Raw genomic sequence first — 24,922 nt, 5'->3', positions numbered from 1 at the left:
CTAAAAGCCTCTTTTCTAATCTTCAACATCCCGATTGTTTTTCAACTTAAGAATAATTTCTTTTGAATCACTGTATGATTTATACTCCCAGTCGGTTGGCTTTTGATCTATAAACTTTTTCTCAAATTTTACTGCTTCAGTATAATTATTTGTAGATAAATAGCAATTAGCCAAGGTTGCGCATTTCCATTTAAATTCTTCGGGTTCTACGTCAGCTAAAGAAAGCAAAACAAAATCAATAATCTTTTTACGTACATCTTCTGCTTCAACCTGCTTGTGAATTTTATGTCTTTCTTCTTTTTCTTCTACAGCTCTCATTTCAAGGCAAAGTGCATAATTTTCTCCTGTGTAATAATCATTATGCAAAATCCATCCTTTTTTATAATTTTCTATTGCAGAATCTAAATAAGAGATTTCCTTGGTTTTAATCCACAATCTTTTGTTAATAGCACCTGTTATACCCAGAGTCTCAGAATCTTTTAGACCTTTTAATCGAGACACTATAACTAATGCATCTGTTAAAGCTTTATGTTCACTCGGCATTTTACTTTTATATGTACAAAGAGCTTGTTGTTGAATATAATATGAATCATTCTCAACCAACTCATCAAGTTGACGCCATTTTTCAGCAGCTTCAACAAACATATTATTGCTCATATGTTCTTTAGCTTTCTCTGTAATAGAGTATATCGACTCCTCGCTGCTATGAAGTTCTCCTATTATCTCGTCCAAATCTTCTTTTGCTATTTCTGGTGCTTTACAGCTTGGAATATAAATATAAAAGGGGCTGTCAACTGTTGGGTTTTCATCAATTGAATTTATTACACTCTCCAACTGCATCTTGCTTCTCCTTACTTCCGAATCAGAAATTTCATTTCCAAGATGTTCATACGTTAATGTCCTGATATGATCGATATCAAAAGGAATCTTTACACCATTCTCTTTTATTATTATTGTTGAATATGGCCTGAGAGCATGTCTAGTGCCAAGTTCGTATATAGCATTAGGATTATAAGTAGAAATATCAGCAATTACTAAATCAGCATGATACAGTAATGCATACATGTTTCTATCAATTAAAGTCGAATCTAAAATCTCATCAGCACGAATACATACGTAGTTACATTTCAAGACTGCAGGACGAATAATTCTTTTATATGTTGCATCCAGATCTATCGTACGATTAGTTAAGGGATCTTGTTTCTTCCCAAACCCCATTATCACAAAACATATTTTTTTTCCTGATTTCATTATGGTCGAACTTTAATTTTTTCTGCTATAGGATGATCACGTTTGCAAAAAGCTTGATCAATATATTTTTTCGGGTTGTTAATAAAATCATTCCACTTTGTAAGTACACAATATCTATCCTCCTCTGACCAAACACACTTATTCTTATGTGGTATGAAGAAGTTGTACCGAAATTCACTCACGGTTGTATCTTTGAGATTCACTGAATTATGATAACCTCCACAATGCCAACAATTCATTCTACCTAGATAGATAGAATCTATCATGTTTGGCAACACAACACCTAGAATCCCACTTCTAGTATTTCCTTTTCCATTGTATAGAGAAGCCTGTAATTCTCTCTTAATAAACCGCTGTTCATTCCATCCTAAATATTCTGAACTTTTAGCACCAATTAAATGGATTGTAACAGTACTATCCGAAAGATAATCTTCTCTAATTTTCCTCATAATGTAATCTTCATCATCCGAATCAATAGGAACATCTAAAGATTTATCAATCATATCTAAGTCCAAGTTCTCCTGAATGTATTTTTTGTACCACAAATCTTCAGTCTTAAATGAGATAAAACACTTGTGCTTCATAATTGTAATTAGCAAAATTGCAATGTACAAAAAATGGCAACATGCGATGTACAGATATTGGCAAGGTGCGATGTACAGATTTAACATTCTATAACTATCTCATTTTAAATATTTCTCCTTCTAACTCACTCTTTTTCCAGGAAGGACTGCCTGTTTTCCATCCTGTATCCATTCCCTTCAAACTTAACCACCTCACAACGATAGAGAAGCCTGTCAAGCATCGCTGTTGCCAACACCTCATCATCAAGGGTCTCCGCCCACTGAGCCGGTGATTTATTGGTTGTAATAATCACTGAACAGTGTTCATGTAGATGATTTATAAGATTAAACAGAGAGACCGCTTCACTCTTTTCTATCGGGAACATCATTATATCATCAATGGCAACAAGATGTGCTTTGGTGTAACGCTTGTAGGTACTCATAGCCGAAGAGATTATCTCTTTACGTTTCAGCACATTGATAAGATCGGCCATGGTGGTAAAATAAGCTCTGTACCCCCTCTTTATGGCATCATTGACTAACCCGCCAGCTATAAATGTTTTACCGGTTCCGCTTGGACCCATCAGCACCAGATTGTACATCTGGTCAACCCACAGCAGCTCCCTTAGCTGCTTCATCTGCCTAACTGCAATACTACTTGATGCCTTATAGTCATACTCCTCAAGATTATGAACACGGGGCAGACGTGCCAACTTAAGCCTGCGTTGGTAGTCATTTAACTGCCGCTGTTTGACCTCTTTTAAAAGGACATTCTCAAGGAACTCCGCATAACCGGGTGTGTTAACAGCAGCCTCATGCAGCAGCGTCTGTACGTTCTCCCTTAGATAGCCCAACCTAAGCATACCGGCATACTCTTTTAAATCTTCTATCTGCTTCATACCTGCTCCATTATTTTATCATACTGCTCTATGCTGCTTCTCTCAGGGATATACTCGTTTGTGTTAAACTGCTCCATAACAGTGCTGCTTAGCGGTATATTTATCATTTTACGAGGCTTCTTACTCACCTCCTCCTGTTTTCGGTAATGCTCGGCCGCCTCTTTTAGATTAAACGCATTGTATAGGCCGTGCCTAAGACAGTAGCCAAGTGCAGTACCAACACTATTTGGGCTGTACTGTTCTATAACCTCCCTTATTATTTTCAGATTATCTCTTAGATATCTGGGTTTATCTTTATGTATCTCCTCTATAAAGCTGTTTAGGAGACTGCAGTCCGGCCGTAGTAACAGAGTCTTCTGCTTGAAGGTGTTAAGCTCCATAGTGCGATCACGACGATATGATGTGCCACCTATTATCTTGCCTCTCTCCTGGCTTACAGTATGTTCAGCTACAAGGAGGTTTTCGTGATTATAGAGATAAAGCCTCTTCTGTTTCACTGATAACAGAAGCGTTGTCCTGTCACCATTATAGGTGCCGTAGGGTACTCTGTAGAAGTTGCCTCGATAACTAATAGTGTTATCACGCCTGACAGTGTACTCAGGGAGCTTTTCAGATGCTATAAAAGTAGTTGGACTAAAGGGCTGAAGGTAATCCTTCTCAATAAGCCACTCCTCTTTAGGTATAAGCTTAGTGGTGGCATGCTCGGTGCCATTGGCAGTACGGCTAAGCCACTCGAGTGCATCCCGGTTAAGACGATCAATATCATAAAAGGTACGCGCGCGAAGGAAGTTGTTTTTTACATACTTTATAACGTTCTCCACTCTGCCCTTTGTTTGCGAATCTGCTTTGCGGCAGAACACCACATTGATATTTCTCTCACTGCGGTAGCGGTTAAAATTCTCTGCCAAAAGGTAGTCACCCAGGTTCTCATTCTTTAGATAGACTGAGTCTTGATCATAGAGCAGCATCTTGGGTATCCCTTCCATATACTCAAAGGCTCGCTCGTGTGACTCTACAGCGGTTTTACCGGTAAATGGTCTAGTTTGAAAGAAGAGATATTTATGGCGGCTGCGAGAGAGTACCATAGCAAAGAAGTAGACCTTTTGAGTGCTCTTATCCAAGCGACGAAGAGTGTGCTCACCAAAGTCAATCTGCGCTTGACTGCCGTAAGGAACCTCATCCATTGCCTCCCTCTGTTGTACAATCACAGGAGCAAAGATCTTCTCTTTCTTGCGTACATATTTAACAAAATTGTAAACCGTCTTGCTGTTGACTTTGGGCAAATCGGGATAATGTTCCTTTAGGCGATCCTCTACAACAGCTGCAGGTAAACCATTATCAAGCTCTAAAAGATGCTTTACAAACAGATACCAAGGGTCCAAAATCTTCTCATATACTCGCTTTTTCTTAACAAACTCCATGAAATTTGTCTCGCTCATTTTTCTGTATTTAGCTACAGTTCGGCGGTCAATTCCAAGGACTCGTGCTATTTTAGCATCTGAGTTACCGCTGATTAATGAAAGTTGTTTAACTTTGTGCCACATAATTGCCTTTTTAAAAGGTGATTTCCGAGTCTTCATAAAATTTGTATTTGAGTTGATCTACAAATGTATGAAGACTCTTCTTTTAACCTTTTTTTATGTACATCGCATGTTGCCGATTTCTGTACATATGACATTGCCGAAAAATGTACATACAAAGTTACTGATTACAATAATATAAATTTATTGTTGAATATGACTTACAGCTTGCAAATTAGAGACTCATAGAAAATTTTATATTCTAAAATAGAATACGCCTTTATTAATTTTATTTTTTGATAATCAAAAAATGAGCGAAATCATTTTAATACCCCATTGTATTTGTCAAGGTTCCCATTACTATCTCGATACCAACAATTTTCATAAACCTCGATATTAAAAAAAACAGTCTGAACTTTAACTAGTTAAATATATCGTATGCAAAAACTAAAAAAATTAGGATACTTAAGTTCTTCTGTTAATTTCAAATAGTCAATTGGACGAAAATTTGTTTTACTGAAGATATGGAAGGGATAAACAAAGGAATTTCTATACGTAATTTTTGATATTCGATAAAAGCTGTTCTATTTATAATAATATTATTCATTCTTTCTAGCGAACCATTGTGTATGTTCTCTTGAGAAAGCATTCTCACAATTCATTATATAGTCTGAAAATTCTGATTCATTACTAAATGTCGTAACCTCCGATTGTATTAATACGATTTCATGTGCAGTTAACGAATAAGAGGACGAGAGTTCACTATGTTTTTTAGCCTGTACCCATGTTAACGCAGATGAAGTTCCTATAGCAATAACTTCAATAGGTAATTTAAGGTGGGGCTCTTTAATGTTATATAATAGAAGAATGATAGCCAATGCATGAAGGCCAATTGTTATACAAAACCAGACATTTCTTTTTTTTATATTATAATTCGCTTTCTCTGTATACCATAATGCTTGATTAGTAATCCTTTCTTGCTTATATAGTTTAAATCTATCCCCTATGCTAAGGTTTCTTATCTGAATCATGGTATTCGAGATTGGGTCTTCTATGCTTGCACATATTCCTATATTACTAATCAGGTTTTCATTTTGTTTTAAAATAATTTTTAAATCATTTACAAAATGCTTCCTAACAGTTTCTTCATTTTCAGTGTCAATATATGGTGCTGCCCTCATCATCCATCGCCAAGAACGTGTTTTCACAGATTCTGCAACAGCTCTTCCGTTATACCAAATATCATCGGGTTTTCTAACCTTTTGCCATATCATAATACAAAGTGTGATGAGAAATAATATTGTAGAAATGATTTTGAAGATGGACTTAGGATAGCCATCTGCCAAATAAGCGAATAGTGAAGCAAGAATAAGTAAACCTAAATACCCAATAATACTGTAAAAGTGTTTGTTTTGTTCTTTTATTGATGCCCTATCTGCTGATTGGTATAATCCAGGTAAATCACTGTCTGTAACTTTTATATCCATGTCTATAATATTTAACTATATTAACGGTATTATGTAAGGGGTTGTTCTAAAGACTCCTATAACCAACATTTTCGAATACCTTCTCAACTATTATACGTAAAACATTAAATTCTCAACTATCAAGATTTCAAGGTGTTTCCAACTGTCACTTGATATTCAATTGATTTACCCAAATAACTCTGAATGTGTAAACTCTCACCCAAATTTCCCAATAACTACTACACCGTCTCCTTCAGCCTCTATGACCACCTGGACATTATAGGCAATATCGTGTTTTTTTAAACTTACCCGGCAAGCTGAGTTTGCGATAATATTAAATATAGAACACCTGTTATTACTCCGACAAAAAAAGTCCAGATTTGACATAGTAAAAAACACCATGTATTATCTCCTAATTCCCTAGTCTCTCTCTCTAATTTAACTATTTGATGTCTAAGCCTTCTAATATTTTTTGAGCATTCAATATTATTTTCGTGCTCATATTTTCTCTTCCTTTTCTTTGTTAATCTCGCAGTTTGCCTAAAGTCTTTAAGTCTGTTAATTGTAACCAGTGTCCCAGAAAGAAACGATAGACCGACTAATATGGCTGTCAGTATTTGTATACAACACAAGAAGTAACATCTATGAAAAACTAATTCTGTTTTAGCAACAAAGAAACTCAGAAAAGCAATACTAAACCCAATAAACAAATTATTAGTAAAGGACATTTGTTCAATTCTATACTTATCCCATCTAACAACACGTTCTTGTTTTAGTTCATATTCATCCTTTTGTTCGTCAATTAAGTGATCAGTCCTTTTACCCATACTGTTTTTTGTTATCCCTATTTAATCAACTTGTAAGAAATTCTTCACTCTTTACTCTTCACTCTTCACCACTTCATCCTTTACCATTACTGCCCTTTCAAGGCTTATTATTCCTGTTGTTTCTCTATCAGTCCAATACTGTCCTTCCATTGTATCTACTTTATATCCATCAAACTACAAAATAGTAGTTCCATAATGCATAGAACTATCCACTTTCAGATAGCTTATTAATTATTATTAATATGTTGCAAAAACAGCTTTGCACATGCCAAAGCATCTGACAAAGCATCGTGATGATTAAGCTCTATACAATATTCTTCGCAAAGCGAAGCAAGATCACTCCCATAAATCCGATATGTACAGTGTTTATCGTATTCAGGAACACATAGATTATAATATTCAAGTGTTTGTTTTATACAATGGAAATCAAAAGAGAATCCATTGTGTGCAACAACATGTTGCCCTGTAATATATGGTTCTATTTGAGGCCAAACAAGATCAAATGTGGGAGCGTTTTTAGTATCCTCCGGAGTAATTCCATGAATATCAATAAGCCTGTCCAAATAATAATTATCAGGAGGTTGCACAAGCAAATTGAGTTGCTTAACAATCTCCCCATTTTCAACTCGAATCAAACCAACTTGGCAGATACTCCAACGGGAGGCTTGAGCCGTTTCAAAATCAATTGCTGTGAAAGTATTTATCATTATTACATTGCTGGCACGTGCTCACCTTTATTTGCACCATTTGAATGGCGAGAACATAAACTTGCTCTTAAACCTGATACTTTTGTGCTGCAATATTTGCAAACATATTGAGCCTTATCGCTGCCTTCATAAAAAGCATGTTTTTAATAATAGCTTAATCCCTGAGTACAACGCACACGAATGCCACCCCTCACCCTTACCTCCTACACTTTGCTCATATACCTACACCCCAACATTTTTCTTCAGCCCCAATACCAGATTTGTTTTGATTTTATTCAGTATTACAATGAAAAAAGTAAGCATTCATCTATTGGTAACAACCTTCCCATAATTGTAAATCAGATGGCTGCGTGATTTCGTAAGAAAAGAGCAGGATATGTATTTTTTCAACATAAAAACTCAACTTCGATAAAAATATTGTCCAATCACATCAGACTATCTCAGATGTATACATTTATTATATATTTAACGATGACTATATGGGTTTTGCGAAACTTTATAAAACAAATAGGCGTTCTGCATATTTTGTTATCAACACAAAAAAGAATCTTAAAATTGAGATCTTAAAAATCCAAGAAAAGTAAATCTTTGAATATAATCATTAAACTGATATTGTTCGGTTTGATGGATCTTGCTCTAGTCTTGATTATCTAGAAAGTTTCATCACATAAATTCTACTGTTTTTACAGTTACTGAACAGGTGATTAATAAACCAACATTCATTATTTAATTCTATTGTCCAGATATACTCCTTTGATATTAGCATTTAAATAACCTCCGACAGAAGGAGCATGCAATAGTTGATTAAAAACCACAATTGGCACATTTAAGTACGTATACAAAAATCCGGTTAAAAAACTAACATATAGTGTTGAAGTCTCTTCGTCATAACCCACACTCTCTACATTAGATGATGATACATAGTGCATTTCTGGTAAATTCATAATTCTAAGTGTTAAAAATTTTTAATTATCCTTGTTTTCTTTTAAAATTGCTGATTCCTCCAATTTTCTACAATTGTTGTATATTCATTTTTATCAGGTCTATCAAGCATCCATTGTTTTGTAACATCAGGATCTGTACTTTTTGGAGCTTTTGATATTTTTCTAAACTGAATTCTTGATGGAATCTTAACTGCTTCTCCGATAATTAACCCCTCTCCTGTTTTTAAACTTGGCAGTAAATCAGTCATATTTGCTAGTTCATCCTGCACAGCTGCTGAAACATGGCCTCTGTCACCTTTATTATTCATCCTCAAAGCAATTGTGGTTCCGCACTGACTTAATACTGTTTCATCTAATTCTGTAGGTCTTTGAGTGACCAGAATCAGTCCTACACCATACTTCCTACCTTCTTTAGCTATTGTCTGCACGGTTCTTGATGATATAGACTTTTCACCCGCCTTCAAATAATTGTGAGCCTCTTCCAATACAATTAGCAATGGCTGTTTTCTACCACCAACATTCAATTCTTGCCCCCAGAATAAAGAATCATATATGATTTTTAATATCGATCCTGAAATTGGAGTCATAATTTCAGATGGTATACCCGAAAGGTCAAGTATTGTAATTGGTTTGTCATGTCCCAACCATTCAGTAAGTAATTCATGCAAATCTTTTTTAACAGCACCTGATAGATCTGGTGTTAAATCGCCCAAGGAAAATAAGAAGTTATACCTTTGATCAAGCATTCTGTTTCTCATACCATCCAAAAAACTCAATATACCCTGTGCTTGATGATTAATAAACGGCTTACTACTGCCTGCACCGGCTGGCTCATATTCATTAGAAATTAACTTATTTGGATCCCCCTTTTTATTTAACTTTTTGTTTGTTGGATCTCTATTTTCTTCAAAAGTTTGCTTCTCAAAATCATCAAGCTCAAACCATAACTGTTTTATGCTAAATGGTATTGGACTATCAGCCGTCACAGATTCAATTTTTAATTTTTCTTCCTGTTCATTTGATTTAATCCACTCTATTTTCTTTTCAAGTACTTTTCCTCTCACATAATCTAGCTGTTTATCATTTAATCCTTTAGGGAAAATATTTATAAGTTCATTAAAAGGCAATGCCCAGAATGGAATATATAATTCAGACTGTATTTTCTTTGGATCTGATTTTATTTTATATATTTTACTTTCCTCTTTTAGCGAATCGTTATACTCTCCGTGCGGATCAATTACTAATATTCTGGAACTTTTATAATCACTATTTGCTATGGACTCCATAAGAACAGCTACTGTATTAGATTTACCACTTCCTGTTGATCCTAAAATCGCACAATGACGAGTAACTAATTTATTTAAATTAAGTTTAGCAGGTAAACTCTCAGAAGCACTTATATTTCCAACAGATATTGAAGAGCGTTCATCCAGACCACCATATATAACACTTAAATCTTCATTTGTTACAATATGAACCTCATCTTCAGCTGTGGGAAACTGTGTAATTCCTCTTTCGAATTGGGAGACAGTTTTTTCTCCAATTAACACCATGGTAAGCCATCTGGTAGCAAATAATTTCTCAATATTATCGAAAGTTAATTCCTTTAGAGATTCCGGTATTGCATCAACTCCTATTTGTGTGACAATACCATATAAATTAGCGTAACCAAGTGGTATTTTCAAAAATGATCCTGGTTGTCCTACTTTATACACAACACCATTAATCACAGGCATTAAAGAAAAACTTTTTTCTGACATTCTAACAGATACTAAATTCCCTTTTATGCTTACCACCCTTCCAATTAATGTTTCTTTGTTATTAATCATCCTTATTACCCAAACTCTTTATATAATCATCAGCATTGATGTTTTTTAGGAAATATACAAAAATGGAGAAATCCGGTAATTTTAACTCTCCTTCACCATTCCTGTTTTTGAAGTAGTCAAATAATGAAACTATTTCCTGCCTTCTACCAGAAAGAGAATCATCAAAATCATAATCTCCTAATTTCTGGCTGTACTCTTCATGAATAGTTCCCTCTTCATCAATTATACCATTATCCTTAAAAGACTCCCATATTTCTATTGATTTTTCCAAGGAAATTGGATTTAGTCTTGTAAATACGTTTTTAGATATGGAGCCTTCTTTATTAATTGTATCATCAAAGTATAAAGTCATTTGTTCAGCTCCATCATCTCTAATGGTACTTTTATTAAGTTTCCATATTCCATATTTTCCGCCAATAACAGCACTATTCATTCCATATACTGATAATTTATTATTGGCTAATGCAATTTGTTTAATATCGCATTCACCATTTAACTGATAAAGGGTTATTCCCTCGTCAATATATTTGTCATAAAAGAAAACTACTACATGTGAAGAATCTGATTGTTCTAGTGCAGTGTTAATAATTTCATTTATATGATAATCACCAAATGAGTATCCACAAATAAATAAAATAGTATCATCCCTTTTTATAAACCTTGACAGTCTGTCCAAAAAACTAGTGTATGGTTGTTTTCTAGTATTGCTGTATTTCAGATATGAAGGATAAATTACTATATTATTATCATCTAGAAGTGATTGGGTGATTTTTTTAGAATTCATGTCATAACACCATCCCAGAGAGCCATGAAGTTTCCATAATTTTGTAATAGTCGGCATGAACTGCATATCTTCTATAGAAGCAGAATAGAAAAATGGACAATAGCTACCAATAAAACCATCATAATATGGCACGTTGTTATGTTCTAATGCAATTTCAAGGAGATAGTCATAATTAGTTGTGAAAATTTCTATAGCTTCTTTGCGAGCACTATTTTTAATCCATTGAGCAAAATCACCTTGATTAAAGTCATCGCAGAATTCTTCTTTATTTTTGTGTACAGAAACTAATTTCGTAATCTCCTCTTCAATCTCATTCTTTAACTTAAACCATTCATCTTTATTGAGACCACACAAAATTTCATCTCCAATTATTAGATGCTTTTGGGTAATGTTAGAGAGTAGGTTTTCTATTGTAAAGCCTACGTTATTATTGTTTAGTTCATCATGAATTTTATCAAGTGCAATTTGATACTTATCTGATTTTAAACCTAAATTCTCAGTAATATACTTAGTCATTTTATTGATATCCAGTATACTTGATTTGTTAGAAGAACCTTTTTTAACAGAACAAGAAGTTCCTGCTCCAAAAAGAAATCCAATTTTTTTTGAATCAGAAATTAATATTTGTTGTAATCCTCTCAGATAAACCGTAGGATCAAAAAAATTGGAATTCAAACTCATGATAAATAATTGTTTAGATTTTTATGATGTCTGGTAGCGTAGTTGTGTTGTTGTTGTTGTTAATCAACCATTATAAAATTCCCATTTTTCAACATCTTCATGAACTGGCTGTAGCATCAAGCATCTGTCCTTTCTCCTGAACAAGTAAATCACTATAATCAACTCTTTAAAGATATAAAAAAAGACAAATATTGTCTGTGACAGAATTGCATATTAATTCGACAACAAACCCTAGCGTTAATTATCAACTACTTTTCCACCAATCATAATTATTGTCAGCAGGTATATCAAGGAAATGATCTAGTTTTCGTGCTAAAAGTCTCCTTAACTGATTACCTTAGGGGGATTCTTGGGATAAGTTAAACAGATAATCTTGAAAATATATCTTTAATAGTTTTTGCAAAATATTTCTATCAATGCTAATTTTATTTTTTTCGGAGTCCTTTGTTATAAATATTACGTCATCGTCTTGATATGTTTTTTTTGCATTAACTATCCACTCCCCTTTTGTTTGTGCTTCATGCATAAGTCCACAGCGAACTTTTTTGTAAAATTCCATTGCTGAAAAAGGGTAATCTTTTTTCTTGTCACCATTGATAAATTTATAAAAATGATTTTCGAAGATTTCCTCAGAATGAAGAAAGGGAATCAAACAATCGCCAGACCCTCTATATGTAAAGTTTGGATCACTTGCTCTTTTATCAAATTTATAAATTTTTCCATACTTAAATGCTGCAAACATTTCTATTAAAACACATTGGATAGTCAAGATTGTAAATCCTTCACCTCTCAATTTATTTGAAGCTATAATACTATCAATAGGAAAGAAATAGTAGTTTTCTATACGAACTCTAAATTTTTCAATTATCTCCTTCCAATGTTCATTAAAATCGTATGAGTTATTTACTACTTGTCGTTTTTTAGTCCAAAATCCTATATCTAAGGTTTTCATTTTGTTTCTTAGTTACCGTCAACATCTTTTTCCTACATTTAACATTCCGCCTTGTTTTCAAATACGTTCTCAGTAAAATTTTCCCCTAGGATTCCATCCTCAACAATGCCTGATTATTACTCAAAAACTCACCAATCTGTCAATTAACGCTTCTGAATGGTTCAGTTGAGCCAACACTTGATAATAGCTCAACATGTTCTAATTCAAATTTTCCGAGAATTTTTAAAAAAATTCTGTTAATCAAAGATGTCACACTAATCATTACAAACTTCTTTAACAACCTCTAAATAATACGAAATCCTCAATCCTTACATTTAAAGAATTGCTCTCTAAAAGAGATGTTTATTCAATTGATTTTAAATCATACTCAAATTTCTCCTTCTGAGTTAATGGGCTATAAATTCTTGTCTTTGTAATTATTCCTTTGCAATAATCTCCAATGTGAAATTTCTTCATTTTTTCAAGAAGATGGCTTGAAAAATGTCCAAGCAAAGAATAACCTTCATTTGTAAGAATCTCAAATCTTCCTTTAGAACTAATAGTTATTAATTCCCCTTCAAAACTTATGTTTTTAGGTTGAGAAATTATCATTTGATTTAATAAGCTATATAATCTTAATATATTATCTTCTCTTCCCTCCCATAAATATTTTTGGTTATCAGGACTATGCCACATTAAATCAATGTCTAATTGTTGTTTTGATAATACATCTAATAACCTCGCTATATATTTTACACTTCCTGGCCCAACTGAACCAATTTTGTCAATCAATTCATCTGGTTTTGATTGAAATAATTCAAATGTAATTTGAAGAGCATCTTGAATAGTACTATTTCCAAATAAATCAGGAGATGTTTTACCTGATAAATAAAAAACTGTTGAACCTCGACCAATTCCTTCAAGTCTTAAATCGATAGTGTTTTTTACTAGGAGATCTTTTTTCTTTCCACCTTTCCCACCAAACATTTTAAATTTTGATATGTTGAAAATAAAAGCAGATAAATTATCTGTAATCCCACCAACATATTCAAGGGGAATATTTCCAATATTTAAAGATTGACCTATTAACTTTAGCTCAATTACCTCTTTCTCTCTTTTAAGGTTTTCACGATATAGTTGTTCCCGCAAATCAGACAATTGGTTATTTAGCGAGGTTAATTCAACTAGGATAGAAAAATTGTTCGGAAAAGCTTTATGTCTACTTTCCAGCCGAGCAACAATTGGTTCTAGTTGTTCAATATTTGATTTTATCCTTGTGAAATTTGCCATACTCAAATATGTAAACGAATTATTCCTTTTGGTATTTCTTCTCTTGAAAATCCAAACCACCCTCTCCAATAACTGCGATTAGCTATATTATTATTTGGAACAATAAAAACATCACAATTATATCTTATTTTTGAAGTTGCGCGGTTATTCAATTCCTCTACAATATCTCGCTTATTTAGTGGCAATGAATTAAGTTGGTTTTCATCAACAAAAAAAATCAAATCTATATCTCCAGGATTTGGTTTCAAAGTAGCAAAAGAGCCATCAATCCATAACTCTGCACTTAATCCTGTTTCTTTGAATCTGTCCAATAAAGCTCCAAAGCGTGATAAAAGATATTCTCTTCTTGTTTTATTATTGAATGGCACAAGAAAAATCTCTTCTAATTGGTTGTTACAAATATCTTTAAACCCAGCGCTATAAAGTGGTTCATACTCCATATACAAAAAAAAGTTTAAGAAAAGGTAATTATATTTTTAGACCTTGTGTCTTAACTTTCCCTCCCGGTCCACACATGCTCTCTTGTATAACCTTCACGTGTATCAAATATGTTAGTCTGTGAAATGTTTTATTATCAATAAAAAGATTATTTTTCACCTGCCCAAGCCACTTCAATGCCATTTCCATAATATTTTCTCCCAACAATATTAAAGATTAAATCACCTTCAATAATCATCTTGCTAATAATCTTATTTATTCGAAATTGATCTCGATAAATCAGGCTATTAAGGTTGCCTTGTATAATTTTACTTTCCTTAAATAGACCATTGTCCTTGAATAGCGAAAATAATGTAGATTGAATATCGTTTATATTAAAGAACCTGTTTGTCTCTGATAGTCTATTCCGAATCAGTTGTTCTAATTCCACATCATTGCAATTTATTTCGAGTTTCATTTTTTTAATAGTTAAATTTTAAAATTAAAGAACTTGAAGGTGCTTGTTGTCTCATTTCTTGTAGTGATGTAAACAAGAACAAGAAGTTTTTCCTTACACCCAGAACTCATTTAGAATGTATCTACCCCATCCAGAACCGGGAATGCCCCGGTTGCTGCACAACCGGATTTAAAAGCCGAGGCATCCCCTTGTTCCGGATGGAGAAATACTCATTAATGAGCTTGCCGTGCTCAAAATCCAACAGTTATCTAAAAAGGGAATGCTGTTCTTAGCAGAAGACTAAGGAGCAATAAAATTAGTGCGACGCACTAAGAACTCAACTATCTGTATTATAGTCAATTATCAAAAACGTCCACCACAGGCACGTTTTTAGCAACAAGCAACTAATCAGCAACTTAACCACCGAGTGCAACACACTCAAAAATGCGGCGCAAATGCCACTCATCACCCATCACCCATCACCCCTCACCCGTTCACCCATCACCCGTTCACCCATCACCCGTTCACCCATCACTTCTCACCTCTCACCTCTCACCTTCAAAGCCCTCCTCAACCCCAACACCATCCTCCTGATAGCCTGCAACCTTTCCAGCAGCTCACTCAGCTTCGTTTCATTAATGTAGCCCAAATTTTTGGCAATCATTAACTGCGTCTCCAACTCTGCCAACGACCCCAAAGAAATTGATAAATAATAAACAAACTCTTTCGAGGTATTTCTCGCCGCCCCCTCCGCAATGTTCGAGGGAACCGAGACGGCAGCCCTACGCATTTGATTCGTCAACCCAAACAACTCCGACTGTGGAAACCCCTTCGTCACTTTGTAAACCTCCGTCACAAACCCCACAGCCACCTTCCAAACCTCCAAATCCTTATGTGTCCTCACCATTTCTCACTCCTCCCTCACTCACTTATTCACTTATCACTTGTTCACCTGTTCACCTGTTCACTTGTTCACTCACTCACCCATCACTCCTCACTTGTTCACTTGTTCACTTACTCACCCCTCACCCCTCACCATACCACACGTCTGTGCAAACACATGCGCATACAGTTCGTTCACATACTTTGTAATGGCATACACAGACAACGGCCTTCCAATGCTCTCTTCCACCTTGGGAAGTGCCTCGGAATCACCATAAATAGAAAACGGGCCGAGGCCGCCGACATCGCGGCGGCAGGTTTGCAGAAGACTTGCCGTCGACTTACTTTTCTTTGCTATTACGGACCTCTTTTTTCAGCCGAGCCACATGCCCCCTCCCCAGTGCCTTCACTTCGCAGCCCAAACGGAAGTAGTGACGAATGGTATCATCACTCAAGATACCAAAGCAGTCTATAATAGCCAGAGGCTTACCGGCCCATTCCACAATTTTTTCGGGATCCAGGTTCAGGTACTCTTTATGAGGAACAGCCAATATAAGGGCTTCAGCTCCATGCAATGTAGTGGGAAGGTCTTTTTCTACCGTCAGATCCTTCAGTCCTTCTTGATTACGGAAGAAGCGAGCCCACGACTGGCCCGGTGCCGGATACGTATCTTGCGAAATAAATTCGTACCAATGATCCACGTAAGGATCGTGTACACGAATGTAGGCACCCATTTGGGTAAGTTTACGTACCATCATTTCCGATCCGCTATAACGCGTATCACCTACGTCTTGACGATAACTAGCCCCACATAGCACCACATCAGAACCGGCAATGTAACGGCCCATATTGCGCAACGCATCACGTACCAGTTCCGCCGCATGCAAGGCCCGCGTATCGTTTATATCAATGGCCGTAGGGGTCATTTTAAACAGATTGTCACCGTCTTCAAAGCCCAGAATGTGGCGGTAGGCCCAATACCCTAACCCTCCGTCCTTGGGCAGGCAGTAACCTCCAATACCGGGACCGGGAAAAATCATATTGCTATGTGTAGGACGCATCTTAATGGCGTTCACCACTTTAATCAAGTCCACTCCATTACGTTCAGCAAACACGCTCCATTCGTGCAAAAAGGCTAGAATAGTTGCCCTGTACGAGTTTTCTATAATTTTAGTAGTTTCCGATTCTATAGGACGATCCATAACCGTCAGCGGGAATTCTTCTGTATTGATAACTTCACGTAAGAACTTCTCTACCCTATCCCGAGCCTCTTTATTACAGCCACTGCAGACCCTCCAGAAATCACGGATACTGCTTACGTACTCCTTTCCGGGCATCACCCGCTCAAAACTGTGCGAAAGCAACGGTTCCGATTCAATCCCTCTAGCAGCAAACTCCTTCTTCATCAGAGGCCAGGCCACAAACTCTGTCGTCCCCGGAGCTACGGTAGTTTCTATGAGCGTAAGGCAATGCGGTTGCACTTTCTGACCAATAGTACGGATGGTGGCCTCTAGAGCTTCCATGTCGGTATCGCCCGTAACCATATTACCCAGGTCTTGTTTTATAAAATCGCATTGTACGTCTACTACTACGCAATCAGCTAGTGCCAGGCAATCGTTGTTAAACGTAGCCATAAGCGTTTTTTCTTTGTTTACGCAACGATCAATTAGCTCGTCCACCAGCGGATCTTCCGATTTTACGGGCGACACGCCTCGGTTCAACATAGGAATCTTCCAAAAACTGCGCGTACTAGGACGCTGGCACACAATCACAAACTTGGAATAGCGCCCGTCCTTGTCTTTCGTATCGGCCACCACAGCAGCCATCACAGCTCCCACAAAGCCGGCACCCATAACCACGACCACTTCCTGGCCGTTGGCCCGAGCCCGGTCTGCCAATGCTTTTACACGTTCAAACTCTGGTTGGTAATCTTTTTTTTCCGGCAGTAAAAATTTCTCTCCGGCCGGGTTGATTGAATAAAGGGGGGTTGGTGTCATTAGATGTATAAGTTTATTTTTGCCAAAATTAATAATAAATATATTTTATTTTCCCAAATGCTCCCAATACCACCCCACTGCCTCCTTCAGCCCTTCCCGCACCCCAAACTTGGGTGCATACCCCAGTAGCCTTCCGGCTTTTTCTATCGAGGCCAGTGAATGAGGAATGTCGCCGGAGCGATTGGGACCGTATATAGGCTCTATTTGTGCAATGGCCGAATCGTAGACAGAAAGTCCTTCACGCAAGTAAGTAAACAACTGATTGAGCGTAGTGCGCTCCCCACAAGCCACATTATATACCTGGTTCACAGCCTCGGGATTCTCTGTAGTCATAGCCAGCTCATTGGCCTGAATCACATTATCTATGTACGTAAAATCCCTGGAATACTCCCCGTCTCCGTTAATTACAGGCTGTTCATGACGCATAAGGCTTTGAACAAACAACGGAATCACTGCTGCATACGCCCCCTTGGGACTCTGCTTGCGCCCAAACACATTAAAATAGCGCAACCCAATACATTCTATACAATACGTCTGTGCAAACACATGCGCGTACAGCTCGTTCACATACTTGGTAATGGCATACGGCGACAACGGCCTTCCAATGCTCTCTTCCACCTTGGGCAGTGCCTTCGAATCACCATAGGTAGAAGACGAGGCCGCATAAACAAAACGCCTGATTCCTGCATCACGCGTAGCTACCAGCATATTTAAAAATCCATCTATGTTCACCTGATTGGTAGTCACCGGATCTTGTATAGACCTGGGCACCGAGCCCAACGCTGCCTGATGAAGCACCACATCTACACTTTTCACCGTCCGGCGGCAGGTCTCCAGATCGCGAATATCCCCTTCGATGAAATGAAATGCAGGATGATTCAAAAACCCCTGAATATTGGACAGGCTGCCAGTGGACAAGTTGTCCAAACACGTAACCCGGTGGCCTTTACCCAAAAAATATTCACACAGATTGGAGCCTATGAACCCGGCCCCTCCGGTAATAAGTATTCTCATAAAAATCTATAGAAATTGTTATTTAAACTTGATGGAGTACTAATTTTTATTGTCCACATTTATCTCCGCTAAATCTTTATCAATCACTAAACACATAAAGCCTTCCAAGGTAAACCTTCGGTAGAATTTCACGAAAGCAATATAAAAGATATACGATAATATCGAACTCAAAAAATAGCCTATTAAAAAATAATACAAAGAAATACCATGTAGAAGCAGTGTGATAAGTATTATCCAAGAATAAGCACAAAAGATAAATGACACAGATCTTGTAAAACCATATAATGCAACATATTTATCTAATTTCACCATGTGTGGACCAAAATTTTCGTAGTAATAGTGCCAAATAACTCTAAAATAATCCCCCTCACTGCTAATAGTAAACTTATGTTTTATTTTAAATTGCTTTATTCTTTTTTCAATTATCTTTTTTAATGTCGGATCTACTGAATTGGTATAGTAATTTCTAAAACCCAGGAGTTTCCCAGCTACAATGTCAATAATATATATGGGGAGAATCACAATTAGTAGCAATAATCTCCACATATGCGAAATACAAAGTTCTTTTTTACGTCTCTTTTTTTCTTCGGGGTCATCTTTATTGTTTAACTTTTTTAAATAGCAACTCTGTTTTTCTCCTAAAATAAATCTTGAAGGATACCCTATAGACCATATAGAGTAACGCTCAATAGTAAGACTGGAAAGGTAATTTAGTGCATGACCTAAGACGTAAGAAATAATTACGAAGGCCACTGATCTATCAAAAGCTCTTAAACCATCAAATAAATTAAAATTAAAACAAGCAAATCCCTCAAGATTAAACGTTATTGCAAGTAAGTAACAAAAAAATGCACCTGGAATAAAATACCCAAGAAAATCATACAGAGAAAAAGGATTCTTATTGATATATTCCATATTACAGGAAATTATTTATTAAAAATCTCATCATAAATTTCAAAAGTTTTTTCTATTACTAAGTCTATTGAAAACTCTTTTTCTGCTAATGAACGGGAGTTTTTTCCCATCTCTATTCTTTTTTCTTTGTTTTCGCATAAATTCTCAATAGCTCTTGCTAAAGGTTCTATAGTTTTCACAGGTACCAAGTAACCGTTATAACCATCTATAACACATTCTCTGCACCCAGGGACATCTGTTGTTACAATTGGTCTTCCAATAGCACATGCCTCAATTAATGATTTTGGCAATCCTTCACGATACGAAGGAAGAATTACAATATCAGACTGCATATATTGATCAACCATATCATTCCTAAAGCCAATCCATTCAATATAGCCTGGAATCAATAATTTTTCTAAGTCATCTTGATGTATAACAGACAAATTATCTTCGTCACAATCACCTACAAGAACAAAAACAATCCTATTTTTCCATTTATCCTCAAGTAACTCTGCTGCTTTTATGAGTTCCATAACACCTTTGTCATAAAGAATACGTGCCGGGAATAGCAATCTCAGCTTTTCTTTTTCGATAAAATCAGTAAAAGAGAATTCGTTTAAGTCCACTCCTGAACCCTTTATTAACCTATGATGGCTCTCTGGAACAAGATTTAAATTTTTCATCATTTCAATATCATCAGGGTTTTGAAGTATGAAATAATAATAATATGACTTAAATGACCGCTTCATCACCAACCTTACTATAAACTGAATAAGGCCTTTTCTACCATCAGTAAAATTATAACCTAATCCACTTATTGCATTAATTACATTTTTCTTCATAGCTAATTTTGAAGCAATAGATCCTAGTAACGCAGCCTTTAATGTTACATGATGAATTATATCCGGATTAAACTTTTTATAGTACTTTAATAACAAAAAAATACACTTTATTTCATGGAAGAGATTAGTTCCAGATCTTTCAAAAGGAATTTCAATGAAATGTATACCATAACCTTCAATATCATTCTTTTTTCCGGTATCACTAGTTAAAAGATATACTTCATATCCTCTCTTTATTGCCTCGAATGCTAAGGGTAACCGATGTGAAAGAAAGAAAGAGTCAATATTTACAACAAAAAAAAGTCGTTTCATAAACTTCTAACCATATATAAAGAATATTTTTATGATTATTATGTTATTGAAATTTGTATGTAACTTCACTATTTAATGGATAGTATCTAAGAGTTTTTTCTATATATTCTACAGGCAGTTAGAAAGATAAATTACACACACATATAATAATTTCTATATGACTATTTATTTAAAGAGGTAAAAAATAATATTTAATACTATTTTAGTTGATTTTCAAAATTGTTGCCCCCCATGAATATCCCACACCAAATCCAGCTAAAAGCACATTTCCATGTTTAAGATTAGCCTTCATTTCTTCATATAATGTAATTGGTACAGTAGCAGAAACAGTATTCCCTACCTTATTCATGAAATAAGGAAATTTGTCTTCCGAGATTTTTATTTTTTTTCGAAGAAAGTTCAATATAAATTTATTTGCTTGATGAAAAACAAATGAATGTATTTCTTCATGAGTTAGATTATTCTTGATTAGAACATCTTCAATTAAGGGGGGAACTGCATCAATCGTAAAGTTGAAGATTTCAGAACCATTCATGTATAAAAAGTCAGAAGAAATAGGGTTGCCATTGGAATCAAATGAAATATCATTGATTTTTTCAGAGAATCTCATTGCCCCACTTTTTACAATAAGGTTTTCTCCCCCCCTGCCATCAGTCCCTAGACTGAAATTTCCTATTTCCGCAAATCCATCAGAAGCAATCAAAGTTGCGGTTCCTGCATCTCCAAATATTGTTCTATTCCCTTTATCTTTTGGGTGTATAAATTTTGAGTATGTTTCACCTGTAAGCAATAAAATATTTCTAGCAATACCACCAAACAGAAGTCCTTTAGCTAAAGATAAGCCGTAGATATATCCAGAGCACCCCAAGTTAAAGTCCAAAGCACCCACCGTAGTTGGGATGTTAAGTCTTTCTTGAATTAAGCACGCTGAGGTTGGCAAAAAATAATCTGGACTCTGTGTGCAAAATAAAATAAAATCAATAGAAGTCCTATCAATATTATGTTCCTCAAACAATTTTTCAGCTGCTAATGTTGCTAAATCAGCTGATGTTTCACTACTTCTTGCAATATGACGTTGAGTAATTCCAATTTTATCTGCTATTTTATCAATACTCCATTCTGGAAATTCTTTAACTATTTCTTTGTTAGTTAAAATAGTATCAGGCAAATAATAATTGATTGCTTTAATATATGCTTTCATAATTACAATAATGTATATCCACCATCAATTAAAATATTCGAACCTGTTATCCAAGTGCTTGCATCAGATAATAAATAAATAACAGCGTAAGCTACTTCTTCCGGTTCCCCGTAACGTTTTAGCGGATATCGTTTTATATCTTCTTGAAGTTGTTCGTGGCTTATCTTTCCTTCTGATAAAATATTTGTATTAATCATTCCTGGATTAACCGAGTTAACTCTAATTTTCTTAGCTGCTAAGTCTAATGCTAGAGCTTTTACTAAGCCATTAACAGCTCCTTTAGATGATGAATAAATACTATTTGCTATAAAAGAACAATAAACCCCCGAAATAGATGAAATAAAAATTATCGATGAACCCTTTTTTAATTTTTTGTTTTTTATTAATAAACGTGTTAAATCAGTAGGAGCAAAGAAATTTACTTCCATAACCTCTTTAAAATCTTTTCTTGTAGTAAAATGGAAAGGAAGCACTTTGTTAAATCCTGCACAATTTACAATACCATCCAATTCAGGTACTTTTTCACTCAACTCTACGACTTCATTTTCACAAGACAAGTCAGAGACAAGATATTGATGTTGCTTTCCAGATAATTCGCTATAGGTTTCTTTTAGTCGAAGTTCATTTCTTCCTGAAATAAATACAGTAGCACCTAACTTTGAGCATTCAATAGCAATTGATTTACCTATACCTGAAGTTGCTCCTGTAATTAATAAAACTTTATTCTCTATAGAAAAAGGATTGTTCATTAATACAAATTAAAATTATTTATTTTCTCGATTTAACTAATTTAAATAAGTCCTCAATTGTCGTGACAGAACGTATATCATCACCTTTTAAAGTAACTTCATACTCTTCGTCTACCATTGCAATTATTGATAGGAGTGTCATTGAACTCCATTCTTCCAGTTCGCTAAATACTGTTTCCTTAGAAAATTCTGACATTTTCGTATCTTCGAACTGTTCAGCAAAATTTGTAATAAATTTCTGTAATTCCATCATATTAATTTTATTTATAATTTACTAATCCACTCATTTCTTTCATGGTAAATGATTTAAAATTGTATTTTATAGACAAATACTGAAAATGAAATAGTATCTCTTCTAACATGCTCAAATTCTCACATTTATTTATTCCAAAATTGTGAGGATGCCACCATAAATGATATATTTTATTTTGTTTTGCCGCAACATTCATCTCATTTTTAATCCTTCTGATTTTTAATTTTGCTAAAAACTTATATTTTTGGGAAAAAGGCCTTAAATAACGACTCGCCCTTACATTATAAAACTTTCCTTCTTTAACTTCATTGTACGTATAGGTAGTATCATTACCAAAATTTATAAATGTATCAATTAAGCGCAAAAGTCTATTTTTAGTTTTATTTCCCTTATTAAAATACTTAATAGGGTTTCCTCTATAAGTATTTATTCCATATCTAATACATGTATTCAAGTAATGATCAGGCACTTGATTACGAGGAAATACAATACTTTTTAGTGTAATATGATTACTAGAAAATACATGGATAGAAGATTCCACATCTGACTCAAACTGTTTGAGATTTTGACCAGCTTCCCAACAATAAAAGTGGGAAAAAGTATGAGATGCAATTTCTATATGATTTTCTTGTTTCAAACCTTCAATAATGTCAAATGCTGAATGGTAAATATCATTATTATCATCTACGCTATCCAAGTAATTATTTTCAAAAGGAGATAGAAAAGAATTATTATAAGTTGGTTTCAATACTGGTGTATATTGATTGATTTCCTCCTTGTTTTTACAATATAAAAGACCAACTGTAGCAAAAGTTGCCTTTACGTTATATTTTGAGAAAAGATTTACCATTTCTGGTATAACTTCTCTAGCCCCTAATATATTATCTCCATAATCATTTATAGTTCGTCTATCTCTTACCCCCCAGAACAACTCAAAATCAAGAGATATAACAAAACAACCAAATTTATTCACCATGATACTTCGCCATCTGAGTCTGCCAATGTTACTAGAACTAACTCCCTATTATTAATCCTTTTATCTTCATCCTTAAAAGACCTATAAGCTATTAATGGTCTATGTCGTCCAATAGATTTAAATTTTCTTTTTTCAAGTATATTGTCTACACATTTTAGAGAAGAAGCGGTTATTATAACGCCAATCTTTAGTTTCTTACTAATACTTTTTACTGTATGAAGTATTTCTTCAAACTCATCATCATTGGCAAGATTACATCTATAATCTACTAAAACAAGGCACGTAATAGATTTTCTGATTATTGTACGTACAGCAAAGTAATTGTTGTTATTAGCGGATTTATAAACAACATAATCGTGTAAACCTGAAAAAAAACGCCATTTTAAATAATTATTATCTCTTCCAAATTCTAACAAGTTTTCATTAAATGGCACAGAGTGATTAAAAAAATAAGAAACATCCACTTTATTAAAAGTGACTCCATTTTTACTTATTCTTTCAGGAAATGTATTTTCAGATATATTATTACGAAAAAATGAAGAAATAATAGATGGAAAAAAACTAATAGCAATAAATTTTTTAAGTTCTCCTATTAATATAAAACCCATTTTCAATTCAATTTTTAATGCTAAAGGAGCAGAGCCTGCACCAAATAATAAGTTGTCATTACTCGTAGCTTTTATTAATAGATCTATTCCGTATCCACTTTTTCTATATTTTTCATCAACTATATAATTAAAGAACCATTTACAAGAGGTAGACTTTCCTTTATAGAAAAACATATTTCTTGATGTTAGAAGTTGACCGAAAATTCTACCATTATTGACAAGAATGATTGAGTTTTCAATCTCATCCTTTGATTTGTCAAACCAAAACTTTAAAAGTTTTGTAGAGTTAGTCTTTTTTGGATAAGATTGATTATTAAAAGCAACTAATTCATCAAAATAAAAACCAGTTAAATACTTAATGTCCATTATATATTTATATTCATTAGGATCTACTATTAAAAAAAACACTATTAACTCTTTCTTTTATATTCGTCAAAGGTGTAGACTTTAATACAAACACTCAGACAGAGGATTTAAGACTCATACAATTGTCTAATGTGACTGGACAATATTTTTATCGAAGTTAAGTGTTTATTTTAAAAAAAATGTTGATTGAAAAAACACATATTCTAATCTTTACTCACTAAATGTAATAGGAACTGATTTTGAATTTCTATTAATTTTG

Annotated in this window: 24 protein-coding genes and 1 pseudogene; all 25 read right to left on the bottom strand. The window is 34.6% G+C overall.

Annotation, left to right across the window (positions count from 1 at the left end; all coding sequences use genetic code 11):
- Window positions 1–15: 15 nt before the first annotated feature.
- Window positions 16–1,251, bottom strand: a complete 1,236-nt coding sequence (locus M0R38_10590) for a hypothetical protein (protein MCK9482191.1) — start codon at window positions 1,249–1,251, stop codon at window positions 16–18.
- Window positions 1,251–1,835 (bottom strand): TIR domain-containing protein, encoded by a 585-nt coding sequence (locus tag M0R38_10585; protein MCK9482190.1) that lies wholly within the window; start codon window positions 1,833–1,835, stop codon window positions 1,251–1,253. The genes M0R38_10590 and M0R38_10585 overlap by 1 nt, the downstream gene beginning before the upstream one ends.
- A 125-nt stretch (window positions 1,836–1,960) precedes the next feature.
- Window positions 1,961–2,713 carry an IS21-like element helper ATPase IstB gene (gene istB / locus M0R38_10580; GenBank protein MCK9482189.1) on the bottom strand — a complete coding sequence of 251 codons (753 nt, stop codon included), beginning with the start codon at window positions 2,711–2,713 and terminating at the stop codon, window positions 1,961–1,963.
- The gene (gene istA / locus M0R38_10575) at window positions 2,710–4,257 is read right to left on the bottom strand and encodes an IS21 family transposase (protein ID MCK9482188.1); all 1,548 of its coding nucleotides are present in this window, start codon (window positions 4,255–4,257) and stop codon (window positions 2,710–2,712) included. Before istA ends, istB begins: the two co-directional genes overlap by 4 nt.
- Window positions 4,258–4,832: 575 nt before the next feature.
- A complete protein-coding gene (locus M0R38_10570) occupies window positions 4,833–5,720 on the bottom strand; it encodes a DUF4231 domain-containing protein (GenBank protein ID MCK9482187.1) in 888 nt (295 codons plus the stop codon).
- A gap of 284 nt (window positions 5,721–6,004) precedes the next feature.
- A complete protein-coding gene (locus tag M0R38_10565) occupies window positions 6,005–6,526 on the bottom strand; it encodes a hypothetical protein (protein ID MCK9482186.1) in 522 nt (173 codons plus the stop codon).
- A 227-nt stretch (window positions 6,527–6,753) separates the two neighbouring features.
- Window positions 6,754–7,233, bottom strand: a complete 480-nt coding sequence (locus M0R38_10560; GenBank protein MCK9482185.1) for a 3'-5' exonuclease — start codon at window positions 7,231–7,233, stop codon at window positions 6,754–6,756.
- 722 nt (window positions 7,234–7,955) lie between these two features.
- Complete coding sequence (locus tag M0R38_10555; GenBank protein MCK9482184.1) at window positions 7,956–8,177, bottom strand: KTSC domain-containing protein; 222 nt, start codon at window positions 8,175–8,177, stop codon at window positions 7,956–7,958.
- Between the two features lie 41 nt (window positions 8,178–8,218).
- Window positions 8,219–10,006 carry an ATP-binding protein gene (locus M0R38_10550; protein ID MCK9482183.1) on the bottom strand — a complete coding sequence of 596 codons (1,788 nt, stop codon included), beginning with the start codon at window positions 10,004–10,006 and terminating at the stop codon, window positions 8,219–8,221.
- Window positions 9,999–11,471, bottom strand: coding sequence for an SIR2 family protein (locus tag M0R38_10545; GenBank protein MCK9482182.1), 1,473 nt, complete (start codon window positions 11,469–11,471; stop codon window positions 9,999–10,001). The genes M0R38_10550 and M0R38_10545 overlap by 8 nt, the downstream gene beginning before the upstream one ends.
- Before the next feature lie 337 nt (window positions 11,472–11,808).
- On the bottom strand, window positions 11,809–12,423 hold the full coding sequence (locus tag M0R38_10540; GenBank protein ID MCK9482181.1) for a hypothetical protein: 615 nt from the start codon (window positions 12,421–12,423) through the stop codon (window positions 11,809–11,811).
- Between the two features lie 342 nt (window positions 12,424–12,765).
- On the bottom strand, window positions 12,766–13,692 hold the full coding sequence (locus tag M0R38_10535) for a hypothetical protein (protein ID MCK9482180.1): 927 nt from the start codon (window positions 13,690–13,692) through the stop codon (window positions 12,766–12,768).
- A gap of 2 nt (window positions 13,693–13,694) precedes the next feature.
- Window positions 13,695–14,132: a hypothetical protein gene (locus tag M0R38_10530; GenBank protein MCK9482179.1), complete on the bottom strand. Its 438-nt coding sequence runs from the start codon at window positions 14,130–14,132 to the stop codon at window positions 13,695–13,697.
- 146 nt (window positions 14,133–14,278) lie between these two features.
- A complete protein-coding gene (locus M0R38_10525) occupies window positions 14,279–14,587 on the bottom strand; it encodes a hypothetical protein (protein MCK9482178.1) in 309 nt (102 codons plus the stop codon).
- Between the two features lie 517 nt (window positions 14,588–15,104).
- A complete protein-coding gene (locus tag M0R38_10520; protein ID MCK9482177.1) occupies window positions 15,105–15,473 on the bottom strand; it encodes a four helix bundle protein in 369 nt (122 codons plus the stop codon).
- 141 nt (window positions 15,474–15,614) lie between these two features.
- Window positions 15,615–15,731: pseudogene (locus M0R38_10515) on the bottom strand (LPS biosynthesis protein WbpP).
- Between the two features lie 58 nt (window positions 15,732–15,789).
- Window positions 15,790–17,445 carry a GDP-mannose dehydrogenase gene (locus M0R38_10510; protein MCK9482176.1) on the bottom strand — a complete coding sequence of 552 codons (1,656 nt, stop codon included), beginning with the start codon at window positions 17,443–17,445 and terminating at the stop codon, window positions 15,790–15,792.
- Between the two features lie 45 nt (window positions 17,446–17,490).
- Window positions 17,491–18,459, bottom strand: coding sequence for an SDR family oxidoreductase (locus M0R38_10505; GenBank protein MCK9482175.1), 969 nt, complete (start codon window positions 18,457–18,459; stop codon window positions 17,491–17,493).
- Between the two features lie 39 nt (window positions 18,460–18,498).
- Window positions 18,499–19,374 (bottom strand): hypothetical protein, encoded by an 876-nt coding sequence (locus M0R38_10500; GenBank protein ID MCK9482174.1) that lies wholly within the window; start codon window positions 19,372–19,374, stop codon window positions 18,499–18,501.
- Between the two features lie 11 nt (window positions 19,375–19,385).
- A complete protein-coding gene (locus M0R38_10495) occupies window positions 19,386–20,510 on the bottom strand; it encodes a glycosyltransferase family 4 protein (GenBank protein MCK9482173.1) in 1,125 nt (374 codons plus the stop codon).
- A 202-nt stretch (window positions 20,511–20,712) separates the two neighbouring features.
- Window positions 20,713–21,711: a ketoacyl-ACP synthase III gene (locus tag M0R38_10490; GenBank protein MCK9482172.1), complete on the bottom strand. Its 999-nt coding sequence runs from the start codon at window positions 21,709–21,711 to the stop codon at window positions 20,713–20,715.
- Between the two features lie 2 nt (window positions 21,712–21,713).
- Window positions 21,714–22,460 carry an SDR family oxidoreductase gene (locus M0R38_10485; GenBank protein ID MCK9482171.1) on the bottom strand — a complete coding sequence of 249 codons (747 nt, stop codon included), beginning with the start codon at window positions 22,458–22,460 and terminating at the stop codon, window positions 21,714–21,716.
- A 19-nt stretch (window positions 22,461–22,479) separates the two neighbouring features.
- Entirely contained in the window at window positions 22,480–22,710 is a 231-nt protein-coding gene (locus M0R38_10480; protein MCK9482170.1) for an acyl carrier protein, read from the bottom strand.
- Between the two features lie 10 nt (window positions 22,711–22,720).
- Window positions 22,721–23,689, bottom strand: coding sequence for a polysaccharide deacetylase family protein (locus M0R38_10475; GenBank protein MCK9482169.1), 969 nt, complete (start codon window positions 23,687–23,689; stop codon window positions 22,721–22,723).
- A complete protein-coding gene (locus M0R38_10470) occupies window positions 23,683–24,663 on the bottom strand; it encodes a hypothetical protein (GenBank protein ID MCK9482168.1) in 981 nt (326 codons plus the stop codon). The genes M0R38_10475 and M0R38_10470 overlap by 7 nt, the downstream gene beginning before the upstream one ends.
- Between the last annotated feature and the right edge of the window lie 259 nt (window positions 24,664–24,922).

This window comes from Bacteroidia bacterium (assembly GCA_023228875.1).
In the GTDB taxonomy this organism is placed as follows: Bacteria; Bacteroidota; Bacteroidia; order NS11-12g; family UBA955; genus JALOAG01.
This window is presented reverse-complemented; position numbering and strand designations above follow the sequence as displayed.

Bases quoted from the DNA above. Each gene is read 5' to 3' on its own strand.
- M0R38_10590 (MCK9482191.1), bottom strand. From the start codon at position 1,251: ATGAAATCAGGAAAAAAAATATGTTTTGTGATAATGGGGTTTGGGAAG.
- M0R38_10585 (MCK9482190.1), bottom strand. From the start codon at position 1,835: ATGAAGCACAAGTGTTTTATCTCATTTAAGACTGAAGATTTGTGGTAC.
- istB (MCK9482189.1), bottom strand. From the start codon at position 2,713: ATGAAGCAGATAGAAGATTTAAAAGAGTATGCCGGTATGCTTAGGTTG.
- istA (MCK9482188.1), bottom strand. From the start codon at position 4,257: ATGTGGCACAAAGTTAAACAACTTTCATTAATCAGCGGTAACTCAGAT.
- M0R38_10570 (MCK9482187.1), bottom strand. From the start codon at position 5,720: ATGGATATAAAAGTTACAGACAGTGATTTACCTGGATTATACCAATCA.
- M0R38_10565 (MCK9482186.1), bottom strand. From the start codon at position 6,526: ATGGGTAAAAGGACTGATCACTTAATTGACGAACAAAAGGATGAATAT.
- M0R38_10560 (MCK9482185.1), bottom strand. From the start codon at position 7,233: ATGATAAATACTTTCACAGCAATTGATTTTGAAACGGCTCAAGCCTCC.
- M0R38_10555 (MCK9482184.1), bottom strand. From the start codon at position 8,177: ATGAATTTACCAGAAATGCACTATGTATCATCATCTAATGTAGAGAGT.
- M0R38_10550 (MCK9482183.1), bottom strand. From the start codon at position 10,006: ATGATTAATAACAAAGAAACATTAATTGGAAGGGTGGTAAGCATAAAA.
- M0R38_10545 (MCK9482182.1), bottom strand. From the start codon at position 11,471: ATGAGTTTGAATTCCAATTTTTTTGATCCTACGGTTTATCTGAGAGGA.
- M0R38_10540 (MCK9482181.1), bottom strand. From the start codon at position 12,423: ATGAAAACCTTAGATATAGGATTTTGGACTAAAAAACGACAAGTAGTA.
- M0R38_10535 (MCK9482180.1), bottom strand. From the start codon at position 13,692: ATGGCAAATTTCACAAGGATAAAATCAAATATTGAACAACTAGAACCA.
- M0R38_10530 (MCK9482179.1), bottom strand. From the start codon at position 14,132: ATGGAGTATGAACCACTTTATAGCGCTGGGTTTAAAGATATTTGTAAC.
- M0R38_10525 (MCK9482178.1), bottom strand. From the start codon at position 14,587: ATGAAACTCGAAATAAATTGCAATGATGTGGAATTAGAACAACTGATT.
- M0R38_10520 (MCK9482177.1), bottom strand. From the start codon at position 15,473: ATGGTGAGGACACATAAGGATTTGGAGGTTTGGAAGGTGGCTGTGGGG.
- M0R38_10510 (MCK9482176.1), bottom strand. From the start codon at position 17,445: ATGACACCAACCCCCCTTTATTCAATCAACCCGGCCGGAGAGAAATTT.
- M0R38_10505 (MCK9482175.1), bottom strand. From the start codon at position 18,459: ATGAGAATACTTATTACCGGAGGGGCCGGGTTCATAGGCTCCAATCTG.
- M0R38_10500 (MCK9482174.1), bottom strand. From the start codon at position 19,374: ATGGAATATATCAATAAGAATCCTTTTTCTCTGTATGATTTTCTTGGG.
- M0R38_10495 (MCK9482173.1), bottom strand. From the start codon at position 20,510: ATGAAACGACTTTTTTTTGTTGTAAATATTGACTCTTTCTTTCTTTCA.
- M0R38_10490 (MCK9482172.1), bottom strand. From the start codon at position 21,711: ATGAAAGCATATATTAAAGCAATCAATTATTATTTGCCTGATACTATT.
- M0R38_10485 (MCK9482171.1), bottom strand. From the start codon at position 22,460: ATGAACAATCCTTTTTCTATAGAGAATAAAGTTTTATTAATTACAGGA.
- M0R38_10480 (MCK9482170.1), bottom strand. From the start codon at position 22,710: ATGGAATTACAGAAATTTATTACAAATTTTGCTGAACAGTTCGAAGAT.
- M0R38_10475 (MCK9482169.1), bottom strand. From the start codon at position 23,689: ATGGTGAATAAATTTGGTTGTTTTGTTATATCTCTTGATTTTGAGTTG.
- M0R38_10470 (MCK9482168.1), bottom strand. From the start codon at position 24,663: ATGGACATTAAGTATTTAACTGGTTTTTATTTTGATGAATTAGTTGCT.